At 69.4% G+C, this 12,309-nt stretch carries 10 protein-coding genes; 3 read left to right on the top strand and 7 right to left on the bottom strand.

Annotation, left to right across the window (positions count from 1 at the left end; genetic code table 11):
- Positions 1-285: 285 nt before the first annotated feature.
- A complete protein-coding gene (locus VGL85_RS15465; RefSeq protein WP_331589855.1) occupies positions 286-1,332 on the top strand; it encodes a hypothetical protein in 1,047 nt (348 codons plus the stop codon).
- Between the two features lie 35 nt (positions 1,333-1,367).
- Here VGL85_RS15465 and VGL85_RS15460 read toward each other — a convergent pair whose 3' ends face one another.
- A complete protein-coding gene (locus VGL85_RS15460; protein ID WP_331589854.1) occupies positions 1,368-2,549 on the bottom strand; it encodes an amidohydrolase family protein in 1,182 nt (393 codons plus the stop codon).
- Positions 2,550-2,564: 15 nt separating this feature from the next.
- Between VGL85_RS15460 and VGL85_RS15455 the strand changes: the two genes are divergently transcribed.
- Positions 2,565-3,158 carry a DNA-3-methyladenine glycosylase gene (locus VGL85_RS15455; protein WP_331589853.1) on the top strand — a complete coding sequence of 198 codons (594 nt, stop codon included), beginning with the start codon at positions 2,565-2,567 and terminating at the stop codon, positions 3,156-3,158.
- Here VGL85_RS15455 and VGL85_RS15450 read toward each other — a convergent pair.
- The 6 genes from VGL85_RS15450 to VGL85_RS15425 form a co-directional block, all read right to left on the bottom strand.
- Positions 3,155-3,508 (bottom strand): hypothetical protein, encoded by a 354-nt coding sequence (locus tag VGL85_RS15450; RefSeq protein ID WP_331589851.1) that lies wholly within the window; start codon positions 3,506-3,508, stop codon positions 3,155-3,157. The genes VGL85_RS15455 and VGL85_RS15450 overlap by 4 nt on opposite strands.
- Before the next feature lie 51 nt (positions 3,509-3,559).
- On the bottom strand, positions 3,560-4,117 hold the full coding sequence (locus VGL85_RS15445; RefSeq protein WP_331589850.1) for a tetratricopeptide repeat protein: 558 nt from the start codon (positions 4,115-4,117) through the stop codon (positions 3,560-3,562).
- Between the two features lie 157 nt (positions 4,118-4,274).
- Positions 4,275-5,180 (bottom strand): DMT family transporter, encoded by a 906-nt coding sequence (locus VGL85_RS15440; RefSeq protein ID WP_331589849.1) that lies wholly within the window; start codon positions 5,178-5,180, stop codon positions 4,275-4,277.
- Positions 5,181-5,234: 54 nt separating this feature from the next.
- A complete protein-coding gene (locus VGL85_RS15435; protein ID WP_331589848.1) occupies positions 5,235-7,109 on the bottom strand; it encodes a PQQ-binding-like beta-propeller repeat protein in 1,875 nt (624 codons plus the stop codon).
- 18 nt (positions 7,110-7,127) lie between these two features.
- Positions 7,128-9,062: a PQQ-binding-like beta-propeller repeat protein gene (locus tag VGL85_RS15430; protein ID WP_331589847.1), complete on the bottom strand. Its 1,935-nt coding sequence runs from the start codon at positions 9,060-9,062 to the stop codon at positions 7,128-7,130.
- Positions 9,063-9,227: 165 nt separating this feature from the next.
- Positions 9,228-11,297 carry a hypothetical protein gene (locus VGL85_RS15425; RefSeq protein ID WP_331589846.1) on the bottom strand — a complete coding sequence of 690 codons (2,070 nt, stop codon included), beginning with the start codon at positions 11,295-11,297 and terminating at the stop codon, positions 9,228-9,230.
- 299 nt (positions 11,298-11,596) lie between these two features.
- Between VGL85_RS15425 and VGL85_RS15420 the strand changes: the two genes are divergently transcribed.
- The gene (locus VGL85_RS15420) at positions 11,597-12,115 is read left to right on the top strand and encodes a helix-turn-helix domain-containing protein (protein WP_331589845.1); all 519 of its coding nucleotides are present in this window, start codon (positions 11,597-11,599) and stop codon (positions 12,113-12,115) included.
- Positions 12,116-12,309 lie beyond the last annotated feature (194 nt).

Below are 12,309 nucleotides of genomic sequence, written 5' to 3'. Positions count from 1 at the left end.
CGGCTTTTTGAACCACACAACACACGAACCACACCAACGCGGGCCCCTGGCTGGTTTCCGTGTGGTCCGTGTGTTCCGGGGTTTGAAAGCCCGCTTCGCGGGAATGAGCGGAAGCGGGTTAGCCGATGTTGGGCGGGGCGGCGGCTGGACCGGCGAAGGTCCTCGTCGCTCAGGGATCGCCCTGGAGACGCCCCGGGGCCCATTGGGAAAGCTTAACATTGGCTCCATTGAGGCCGCATCGGCGGTGTGGGATCGTGCCGGCTGGCGCCGCTTTCGGAGTTGAGCATGCACCGCCTTCTAGCCCCCCTTGCGCTCCTCGCCGCCTTGGCGGCGGGCCATGCCGGCGCACAGTCAACCGGTCCCTACCACGTGCTGAAGACCGTCAAGACCGGCGGCGAAGGCGGGTTCGACTACGTCTACGCCGACCCGGTCAACCGCCGGCTCTATGTGCCACGCGGTGGCGCGAACCCGCGGGTCGACGCCTTCGACCTCGATAGCTTGGCGCCCGTGGGCGCGATCCCCGCCAAGGCCGGGCACGGGGCCGCCGTCGATCCGAAATCCGGTCACGGGTTCGCCAGCAGCAGGCCCGTCGCCATGTGGGACGCCAGGACGCTCGCCCCGATCAAGACGATCGAGGTGCAGGGCTTTCCGGACGGCATCCTCGGCGACCCGGCCGGCCAACGCATCTACATCCTCAGCCACATCGCGCCGAACGTCACCGCGATCGACGCCAGGGACGGCTCCGTAGCCGGCACGGTCGATATCGGCGGCGCGCCGGAACAGGCGGTCAGCGACGGCAAGGGCCGCCTCTACATCGACGTCGAGAACAAGGACGAGATCGCCGTCGTCGACACCAAGACCTTGAGCGTGGTCAACCGCTACAGTCTGGCGGGCAAGTGCGGCGCGCCGGCGGGATTGGCCTTCGACGTCAAGTCCCACGTCCTGTTCGCCGCCTGCCGCAACCCGGCGGTCATAGCCATGCTCAATTCCGACACCGGCCAGATCCTGGCGGTCCTGCCGATCGGCATGGGCGTCGACGGCGCGACCTTCAATCCGGCGACCAAGGAGGCTTTCAGTTCGCAGGGCGACGGCACCCTGACGGTGATCAAGGAAGAGAGCCCGACCAAGTTCATGGTGGAGCAGACCCTGCAGACCAAGGTGGGCGCCAAGACCCTGACCCTCGACGCCAAGACCGGCCACATCCTCCTGATCACCGCCGATTTCGGGCCCGCGCCCGAACCCGCGGCCGGCGCGCCCGCGGGGCCGCCAGGACGGCCGCGGCGCGGTCCCATGGCGCCGGACTCATTCTCGATCCTGGTGGTGGGCAAGTAGGCGCGCCGCGCAGCACCCCCCAGGCGTCAACCCGTCTACGCCGCCTGCAAGCTCGGCAGGTCGTGCAGCGACGGGTCCAGGCCCGCGCCCATCAGGTCGATGAAGTTGTCGCGGTAGAACTTCTTGCGCACCGGCTCCGACACGCCTTCAAGGCTCTCGTTGAACCGCTTCAGCGGATTGCGGCCGCCCTCGATGTGCGGGAAGTCCGACGAGAACATCAGCATGTCCTGCCCCGAATTCTCGATGATCCAGCGGGTGTTCTCGTGCGGATAGGGCGTGGCGCGGAACTGGCGGCGCAGGATCTCGCTGGGCCGGGCCGACAGCTTCTGAAGCCGCTCCTCCTTGCCGAAGGCCGCGGTCCCGGAATCCAGGAACTGCATCAGGCTGGGCAGCCATGAGGCGCCGAGTTCGATCGCGCCCCACTTCAGGTTCGGGAAGCGGTCGAAGACCCCGTCGATCACCAGGGCCGACAGCGTCTGCCAGATGGACAGCGGGATCGCCATGAAGGTCAGGGAGGTGAAGTTCTCGTCGCCGCCGTGGAAGTCCTTCACGAACGGCAGGCCGTTGTCGATGTAGTCGTGGGCCATCTTCTCCTCGCCGCCGACGTGGAAGAGGATGGGGATGCGCGCCTCCTGGGCCAGGGCCCAGAGCGGGTCGAGCTCCACATGGCTGGGCGAGAAGCCCGGCGGATGGCGCGACGGGATCACCAGGGCCTTGCAGCCGAGTTCCAGCGCCTCGCGGGCGATCTGCGGCGCGCGTTTGCGGTCGATCAGCGGCACATAGCCGGTGGCCAAGAGGCGGCGGTCGACGCCGCAGAACTCGGTCATCATCCGGTTGTGGGCGCGGGCGGCCTCGAGCGCCAGGTCGACCTCGCCCATCTGCTCCAGGCCGAAGTTGGAGAGGCAGGCGGTGGTGAAGACCAGCTGGCTGGTGAAGCCCAGGTAGTCCAGCGTCTTCGGCCGGTCGGCCGCCTTGAAGGCGCCCAGGGCCTCATAGTTCTTGCGCAGCAGGATGTTGGCCTCGGCGCCGGCCAGGAACTCAGGGTCGTCGGCCTTGTCCTTGGCCTTGGCGAACCACTCAGGCAGCACGTCCTTGCGCCCGGTCTTCTCCACGAAGGCGTCGCGGGCCTTGGGGTCCAGGTAGCGGTTGATCGTGCCCGGCAGCTCCATGATGTGGGAGTCGGCGTCGTGGATGGTTTGGCCCTCGACGTACGGCATGCGAAGTCCTCCCTGATGGTTGCCGATATTTCGCCCCCCGAGCTTGCCGCGCGTCAAGCCGAGCTGTTCACCGCGCCCAGCCACGTCGCCGCGTCGATGATGATCGGCTGGACCCTGACCATGGACGGGGTCGGCGGGCGGATCGTCGAGACCGAGGCCTATCACTACTCAGACCCCGCCTCGCACAGCTTCTCGGGCCCGACGCCGCGCAATGCCGTGATGTTCGGCCCGCCGGGGGCGATCTACGTCTACCGCTCCTACGGCATCCATTGGTGCATGAACCTGGTCTGCGGCGACGAGCGGGGAAGCGCGGTGCTGTTGCGCGCCGTCGAGCCCACGCAGGGCCTGGACCTGATGGCCGCGCGCCGGGGGCTGGAGGATCCACGCCTGCTGTGCTCCGGCCCCGGGCGGCTGTGCCAGGCGCTGGGCGTCTCCCACGCGCAGAACGGCCTGCGGGTCGATGCGCCGCCGTTCGCGCTGGTCCCCGGGCCGGCGGCCGGGGTCGTGGTGGGCCCCCGCATCGGCATCAGCAAGGCGGTCGATGTTCCCTGGCGCTTTGGGGAAAGAGGTTCGCGGTTCGTCTCCAAGCCGTTCCCGAAGGCCGGCTAGCGCCGGTTCTTCGAGGCGGCGACGGCGCGGGCGTTGGAGGCGGCCAGCACCGCGTCGGGGATCTCGGCGAGCTGGCTGGCGTCGATCTTCGGCGGCGGCGCCTTGGGGTTGAACGGCACGGTCGGGACGCTCGGTCGCTCGCCCAGGGCGGCGATCGCGGCCAGGGTCCGGTCGGACTGTTCGCGCGCCTCAAGGGTGGAGAGTTCGTTGTCCAGGGTCGTGCCGCGTTCCCGGGCGGTCTGGGCGGCGGCGGCCAGGCGCGCGTCGCGGTCCAGTTCCAGGGCCCTGCGGGGCTGGGCGGCCGCGGGCGCGGCGGCGGCGAGCGCGAGGATGACGATCAAGGCCCGCATGGCGCAGGCTCCTTCAGAAACGCCCCTGAGGGCGTCCTTGCAAACGCGCGGCTACTCCTTCCGCTCCACGTGGAAGCGGGTCAGCTCCTTCTGGGGCGCGTCCCAGTCGGGGCTGAGCTCGACGGCCTTCTGGTAGTCGAAGTAGGCCGACTTCATGTCGTCCATCCCCTCATAGGCCAAGCCGCGGTTGTAGTAGACCTTGGCCGGCTCCTCGACCCCCAGCTCCAGGCCCTTGTTGAGGTCCGGCAGGCTGTCGGCGTAGTGGTGCTCGCCGATCGAGACCGCGCCGCGGTTCACATAGGCCTCGCCCATGGTCGGGCTGAGGCGCACCGCCTCGTTGAAGTCCTTGGTCGCCCCGGCCCAGTCCTGGCGGCGCATCTTGAGCACACCGCGGTTGACGTAGGTGCCGGCCCGGTCGCGAGCGTCCAGCATCTCGGTTTCCAGCGCCTCGGTGCAGACGCGTTCGAACTGCGGGCTGGTCTTGCCCGAAATCGCGTCCTTCGAGCAGGCCTCGGCCTGGCCGCCGCCGATCACCGTCACCGAGGCGCGGGCTTCGGCCCCGATCGCCAGCGCGGCGATCGCCGCGACGCCCATGATCCATGCCTTCATCCGATGGCTCCCTGTACCCTGGATCGCGCCCTGCGCGGTCCGTCGCCGGCGCGTTCGGGCGTCTGCCGCCCGGCGGCGCATACCGGCGTTTTCGGCAGGGTCCTCCCGCGACCGGAAGCTGTCAACGCGTTGCTTGACGCAGCGGCAGCCTGCCGCTTCAGGCCGCCGCCGTGGCCCGCCGGAAGCGGAGGAGTTCGCGGTGCAGGATGTAGAGGCCGCTCATCGCCACCACCCCGGCGCCCAGCAGGGTGAGCGGCCGGGGCAGCTCGCCCCAGACCAGGAAGCCCAGGATCGTCGCCCAGATCAGCTGGCTGTAGTCGAAGGGCGCCACCACGCCCACCGGCGCCACGCGGATCGCCTCGGTGAGGAAGAGCTGGCCGACCCCGCCCACCAGGCCGCCGCCAATCAGCACCCAGAGCGTCAGCGGGTCCGGCGTGACCCAGTGGAAGATCGAGACGCCGCCGCCCAGGACCGCGCCGGCCAGGGTGAAGTAGAAGACGATGGTCGCCCCCTTCTCGGTCACCGCGATCTGGCGGATCTGCACCATGGCCAACGCACTGCCGAGCGCGGCGGTCAGCCCGAAGGCGACGCCGGGAACGTTCATGTGGCCGGGCTCCGGCCGCACCATGATCAGGACGCCCGCGAAGCCCGCCAGCACCGCCCCCCAGCGATGCCAGCCCACCGGCTCGCGCAGCATCAGGGCCGAGAGCGCGGTCATGAACAGGGGCGCCGCGAAGGTGAAGGCGGTGGCCTCGGTCAGGGCCAGGTGCTGCAGGGCCGAGAAGCTGCAGGTCATGCCGATCAGCCCGACCACCGAGCGGTGCAGGTGGCCGAGCGGACGCTGGGTCTTCAGGACGGAGAAGCCGGTGGTGCGGGCGATGTAGGCGAGGATCGGGACGAAGGCGAAGGCGCTGCGGAAGAACACCATCTCGAACACCGGCGCGCCGCGGTGGCCGGCCCACTTCACCGCCGCCGACAGCAGGGCGACGCAGACCATGGCCGCCATGCGATAGGCGATGCCGAGGCCGTTGCGGTGGTGGGCGGCGTGGGTGGGCGCGGTCACACCCGGGCTTTGAGGGCCAAGGCGCTACCGGTCAACCGGCGAAGCTGCCGCCGGCTACTTGCCGTCGACAGAGAACGCCAGCAGCAGGTTCGAGGGACCGGCGCTGCCGCCGTAGCCGGAGTGGATGAAGACCATGCCGCCGGCGACGGTCGCGCCGCCCATGTCGAGCGATCCGCCGGGCGCGGCCTTGACCCCGTTCACGGTGTCGACCGGGGTGGTGGTGTCGTACTCCCAGAGCACCTTGCCGTCGGCGGCGGAAAAGGCGCGCAGGCGCCCGTCGAGCGCGCCGGCGAACACCGCGCCGGGCACCGCCGTCACCGCCTGGGAGAAGCTGGGCGAGCAGCGGCCGGACGGCACGTTGCAGGCCAGGCCCTTCGGCGCGTCGTCCCGCCAGAGTTCGCGGCCGTCGGCGGCGCTCAAGGCCACCAGGCCCGGCCGCCCGCGCCCAGGAAAATCCGCCAGGGCCACATAGACCGTCTTGCCGTCTGTGGCCGGGCCCCATTCGACGCCGCCCAGGGCGCCGCCGGAACCCAGCTTGGGCGTCTGCCAGACCGTCTTCCCGCTGGCCGGATCCATGGCGTAGACGATCGAGGACTTGTTGCCGGTGATCACCAGGGTCCGGCCGCCGAGCGTCACCAGGGCGGGCGAGGACCCGAAGTCGAAGTCCGGGCCCCGCTCGCCCAGCGGCCCGTTGACCGTGCCGGACATGAAATTGTCCTTCGCCAGCACCTGGTTGACCCAGCGGATCTTGCCGGTGTTCAGGTCCATGGCCAGGACGGCGTCGGAGGTCGGATGGTCGACCTCGGTGTAGCTGTCGCCGGTGGCGACGTAGAGTTGGCCCGCCTTGGCGTCGACCGTGGGCGCCGACCAGATCGACCCGCCGGCCGGCCCGTACATCTGGGTCCCGGCCGAATTCTTGCGCGTGGGACGCGGCTCGGCGTCGAGGATCGCGCGCCGCCAGAGGATCTTGCCGTCGTTGGCGCTGACCGCCACCACCGTGCCGATGAAGGTGCAGCAGCTGTAGGCCGCCACATTGCCCTGGCTCTCTTCCGAGGCCGAGAGCGGCACATAGAGCACGCCGTTGTAGAGGGCCGGCGAGCCGGTGATGCGGCCCACCTTGTGGTCGCCGACCACCACCTTCCAGAGTTCCTTGCCCGAGGCCGCGTCGAAGGCGTGGACGAACATGCGGTCGTCGCCCAGGTAGAGCGCCCAGCCGCTGGGCGCGGCCTTGAGCGGGCCGATGCTCATCGAGGCGCGCGCGCCGCCGCGCCAATCGTAGCGCCAGTGGACGCAGCCGGTCTTGGCGTCCAGCGAATAGACCTTGCCGCTCATCGAGGCCACGAACACCCGGTCGCCGAACACCAGGGGCTCGGAGTTCTTGGTGCCGGGATAGGCGAAGGCCCACTTCACCTTCAGCCTGGGGATATCGGCGGCGGCGAAGCCGGGCTTGGGCTGGTAGCGGCTGTTGGCCAGGTCGCGGCCCCAGCCGTTCCATTGCGGGCCGGCAGGCTGCAGCGGGCCGTTGGTCTTGCAGGGGTTGAGGTCGGCCGCCGCAGGCGCGTTGGGCACCGGCGACTTGCCGGTGATGAAGCGGGTGACGCCGTAGAGCTGGGCGTCCGTCAGGCCCGCCGCCATGGGCTTCATCGCCCCGATGGTCAGCGCGTCATAGACCTCTTCCGGGGCGCGGGCGGCGAGCAGGTCCCTGGACGGCGCGCGGCCGACGGCGGGTTCGTGGCACTGGGCGCACCTGGCCTTGAAGATCGGCTCGCCGGCCACCGGATAGAGGCCGGCGGAGTTCTCCGGCGGCACGATGTAGCCCGGCTTGGGCGTCGGCCGCGGCGGCGCGCCGCCGGCCGGCGGCTGGGCGAGGACGGCGGAGGCGGCGAGCAGGAGCCCGGCCGCGAATGCGAGAACCCCTGTCAGCCGCATGTGTCCCCCCGCGCCCCGCTATTTGCCGTCCACGGAGTAGGCTAGCAGAACATTGACCCCATTGGAGCCCACGCGCGCCGCGCCGTTGTTGCCGCTGGTGATGAACATCATCCCATCGGCGATGGTCGGGCCCATGCCATCGATGCCGCCGCCCGGCTGGCCCTTGATCCCGTTGACGGTGTCGTAGGTCCGCGAGGTGGTGGAGTCGGCCCAGACGATCTTGCCGGTCTTGGAATCGTAGGCGCGGATCCAGCCGTCTTCGCCGCCCTCGAACACGAAGCCCGGGATTACCGCCGGGGCGGCGGGCTGGGCCTTGGCGCAGCGGCTGGGCCGGCCCTTGTCGCTGGCGTAGACGCACGGCGCGTCGGGCGCCGGCGCCGACCAGACGAACTTGCCGGTCGCCGGATCCAGCGCATAGATGCCCGCCTTGCCCTTGTCCTTGGTCGCCGGGTTGAACAGGTAGACCAGGTCGGAAATCGGCACATAGACGTTCTTGCCGTCGGCGCCGATGCCCCATTCCACGCCGCCGAGCGCCGAGCCGGCGCCCACCTGGGTCTTCCAGATCAGCGCGCCGGTGTCGGGGTTCACCCCGTAGACGATGCCGGACTTCTGACCGGCGATGAGCACCTGCTTGCCGCCGGCGATGGTCACCAGCACCGGGGCCGCGCCGAAGTCGTAGTCGGGGCCGAGCGGCGTCGGGCAGTTGCCGGTCTTCGAGGTCGGGCCGCAGCCCATGACGAAGTTGTCGTGCTCGCTGACCTGCCGGCGCCACTTGATCTTGCCGGTCTTCAGGTCCAGCGCGACGATGGCGTCGTCGCCGTCGGTGTCGACGTCGGTGTAGCTGTCGCCGGTGACGGCATAGACCAGGCCGCGCTTCATATCGACGGTGGGCGCGGCCCAGACCGCGGCGCCCGCCGGGCCCTGCGTCTTGCCGCCGCCGTCCTTGTCCTTGATGGTCTTCATCGGCCCGTCGATCATCGACGTCTTCCACAGAAGCTTGCCGGTCTTCAGGTCCAGCGCCGCCACCGAGCCGCGGAAGGTGCAGCAGGAGTAGGCCTTGCTCATGGCCGAGGCCTCCTCGATCGAGGAAATCGGCACGATCAGCCGCTCGCCGGCGATCATCGGGGTGCCGGTCAGCACCGAGGACGGATGGGCCTCGAGCATCTCCGAACGCCACAGCTCCTTGCCGGTCTGGGCGTCGAAGGCGCGCACGATCTTGTTGCTCTGGCTGATGAAGGTCGCCCAGCCGGAGGGGGCCAGCGTCGACTTCACGATCATCGGGGTGGTGCGCGAGACGAGGTCGTTCACCGCCCAGTGGACGCAGCCGGTCTTGGCGTCGAGCGCGTAGAACTTGCCGGAGCGGTTGGTGACCCACAGCCAGTCGCCGACCACCACCGGCTGGCCGCCGCCGGTCATCGAGAAGGACCACTTCACCTTCAGCTTCGGCACGTCGGCCGCCGTCAGGCCGGGATGGCGCTGGAAGCGGTCGTTGTTCGGGTCGACGCCCATGTTGGACCAGTCGGACGGCCCGGCCTTGATCGGCGAATTGGTGGTGCACATCGGGTCCGTGCCGACCACGCCGTTCTTGATCTCGACCGAGGGCATCTCGGTCCCGGTCGGGCGGGCCTGGCGACCGCCGCCGCCGCCGCCGGCCGAAGCCTGGGCGCCGGTGGCGGTCAGGTAGGCCGCGACCGCCTGCTTGTCGGCGTCCGACAGGCCGGCGGCCATCGGCTGCATGATGCCGCTGGTGAGCGCGGTGACGATGTCGGCGGGCGCGCGCTGGCCGAGGTCGGCCCGGCTGGGCGCGCGGGGATTGCCGCCCTCGTGGCAGCCGGCGCAGCGCGCCTCGTAGAGCGCCTTGCCGTCGGGCGCGCCCTGCGCATGGGCGGAGAGCGAAGCCGCGGAAGCGGCGGCGAGCGCGGCTCCGAAGAGCCAAGTCCGGATCGATGCCAACTCTATTTCCCCCGATACGCGTTCTTTTCGTGACTCAGGTATGCCGCAGGCGACGGCGCTGCGCCAGCGCTCGCTTGTCGCGCCACGGCCCATCGACAAACGCCGCCCCGGAGACCGGAGCGGCGCCTGTGACTCTCATTGGCCTCCCGCCATGGCGGGCGAGGCTCAGCGACCGCCGGCCGTCGGCGTCGAAGGCGCGAGCGGAGCCGCCGCCGGCGCGCCGGCCGGAGCCGCCGCCTTCTGCTGCTGGCCGCCACGACCGCGGGACATGAGCTTCTGGGCGCCCGCCAGTTCCTTGGCGTCGATCGACCCGTCATGGTCGGTGTCGATCAGGTCGAAGTACTTCTTCAACATGGGCACCGGGCCCGTGGGTCCGCCCTTCAGTTCGGCCTTCTCGATCTTGCCGTCCATGTTGTCATCGAGGATGCCCATCAACAGATTGGCCTGGAACAGCTTCTCGTATTCCGGCTTCTGGTGCGCGACCGTCTCGTCCACCCAGCGGTAGTGCAGGTAGGTGGCCATCATTTCCGAAGAGGTTTGCTCGCCTTCGTAGACGGTCTTGGTCGGGTCGGGGTTGCCGGGATTGCGGGCCGAGTTGTCGTAGGTCCACTTCGCGAGGATCTTGGAGCCGGCCGGCACCTTCAGCGGCGTCTTCAGGAAGTACTCGTACTGCCAGTTGAAGTTGTAGCGCGGCAGGGCCAGCAGCATCTCCTGCTTGCCGTTCGGATAGATGACCGACACCTGGGTCGAGCCGCCGCGCACGTGGGCGTGCGGGGTGATCCCGTAGAGGATCATGTCCTTCGGGACTTCGACGTAGCTGGTTTCCTTGTGCCACTCCTCGCCCGGCGGAATCTCGATCGAGAAATCGAAGATGAGGAAGGTGCGCAGGACGTACTTCGGCTCCTGCCCTTTCGGGTAGAAGTAGATGCCCATCTCGGTGTTCTCGGTCGTGGCCTTGCCGTAGGGCGTGTAGTGGTTCTGGAAGCCCACGCCGCCGGAGGCCGGCACCCAGACGCCGGTGTCGACGGGCTGGATGTTGGAGCCGCGGCCCGGGCCGTAGCCGCCCAGCGAGGCGCCCCACTGGCTTTCCGAGAAGTTGTCGCCCTTGAAGTCGGCGGCGACCACGCCGGTCAGGATGTGGTGCACCACCTGGCGATCGGAGATGCGGAAGGTGGTGGCCTTCAGCCAGCGGCCTTCCGGCATCGGGTTGGCGACCACCGGATGCTGGTAGTCCAGGACGCCGGTGGCGGGAATGTTCACCGCGGGCACCTTGAGGACCAAATCGGGCTTGCCGAGCGGCCATTCGGGGGCCTGGAAGACGATCTTCTTCAGAGGGTCGTCGCCCTGGCCGCGCGGCGAACCCGCGTCGATCCAGTGAACCAGGGTCTTCATCTGGTCCGGCGACAGGCGGTCGTCGTCCTGGAACTGGCCCACGGTCTCGTCGGCCAGGTAGGGCGGCATGCGGTGGGTGCGGATCACCTCGCGGATCATCGGCGAGAAGCCCTTGATCTGCTCATAGGTGTTCAGCGGCATCGGCCCGATCCCGCCCGGCTGGTGGCAGGTGGCGCACTTGGCCTGGATGATCGGGGCGATGGTGTGGGCGTAGGAGATCTGGGCGTAGGTGTTGGCCTTGGCCCGGTCGGGGAAGGCGATCAACTCGCCCTTGGCCTCGCGGGTGGTCAGCGCCACCTTCTGGCCGGCGACCAGGGCGTCGATGGCGGCCTTGGCGCCGTCCACCGGGCCACGGTAGGCGATGGTCCAGCCGCGCGGGTCGATGACGATCACCTCGTCGGCGCGGGTGATCCCGAGCTCCTCGCCCACCAGCTGCTCGTAGTCGAACAGGATCGGCATCTCGAGGCCGGCCGCCTTGGCGTCGGCGATCACCGGCTCGCGCTTGTCGCCGATGCGGCTGTCGACCGCCAGCATGTCGACCTTCTGGCCCTTGTAGGCGGCCTTCAGCGCCATCAGCGCCGAGGCGTCGGCATGCACCTGCTTGTCGGCCGAGGCGTAGGTCACCAGGACCACGGCCTTGTCGTCGGACATCCGATAGAGCTCGCGGCCCAGCAGGTCCTGGTCGGCCAGCAGGAAGTTGTCGACCCGCGCCGGGCCGGCGACCTTCGGCGCCTCGGCCTTGGCCTGGGTGACGCCATGCGGGGACGCCGCCATGGCCAGGGCGCCCAGCGCCGCCGCACTCACGCCCAGCGCGAGCATCGCCTTACCGGAGAAAACCTTCATCGCCGCCTGCTCCCTCATGGTCCGGCTGGGGGCCAGGTCGCCCGCGTCGCCGTCCATCGCCTGTTAGGGCCGCAACATTTCAAAGGAATGTCCGGCCGATTCCTGTTCACTCAACTGGTCCGGCGAACGGGTCCGTCGGACGCGGCGCCCTTGACCTTGGGGAACCGATCACGCAGTCCACCATTGGGGCGCCGACGAAGCACTTACGATACACAGTGGATCATAATGGACTCCTACCGCCGATGACAACCGTTTCGGACGCCCGTGTTGTGCGGACGCGCGAAGCGTTGCGCCAGGCGATGACCGAACTCGCTGCGGAAAGCCCGCTGGAGGCCATCACCGTGCGCGCTATCGCCGCACGCGCCGGCATCGGCTACGCCACCTTCTTCCGCCACTACACCGACAAGGACGCCCTGCTGGCCGAGGTGGCCGACATCCTGATCCGCCAGTTCATGGTCCAGGTGCGGCCGCTGCTGATGCAGCGCGACCGGCGCGGCGCGGCGCGGACCATCGTGAACTTCGTGGTCGGCCACCTGCCGATCTACAAGGCGCTGATCGCCGGCGGCTCCGGCGAGACGGTGCGCGCCGAGATGCTGCGCCAGACCCTGGTGACCATGGCCGCCACCCGCCAGCGCCAGCCGGAGGGCCCGCTGGACGACTTCATCTTCTTCCACATCGTCTCCACGATCCTGAACCAGCTCGCCTGGTGGCTGCGCCACGAGGGCGCCATCGACGCCGAGGCCATGGCCGAGATCATCGAGCGCACCGTGCTGACCCCGGTCAGCGACCTGCGCCAGGCGCCGCCCAAGGGGTTGTGACCCGCCTGCGCCAAGGATGAGGGCCAGGGGAGCGAAGGTCTGGAAACGACCCGTTGCGGACGTTTGCTCCTCTCCCAGATGCGGCAGCATCGTGGGAGAGGCCGGGAGAGGGCGGCGCCGGCGTTTTGAGCCGCCGCATCCTTGGACCCGTTGGCGCTTTAAGGATGATCGGGTCCAAGCCAGCGGGTGATCTG

The sequence above is a fragment of the Phenylobacterium sp. genome, assembly GCF_036501465.1.
Taxonomy (GTDB): domain Bacteria; phylum Pseudomonadota; class Alphaproteobacteria; order Caulobacterales; family Caulobacteraceae; genus Phenylobacterium.
The sequence above is the reverse complement of the archived record's forward strand: the minus strand, read 5'-3'. Positions and strand labels throughout refer to the sequence as shown.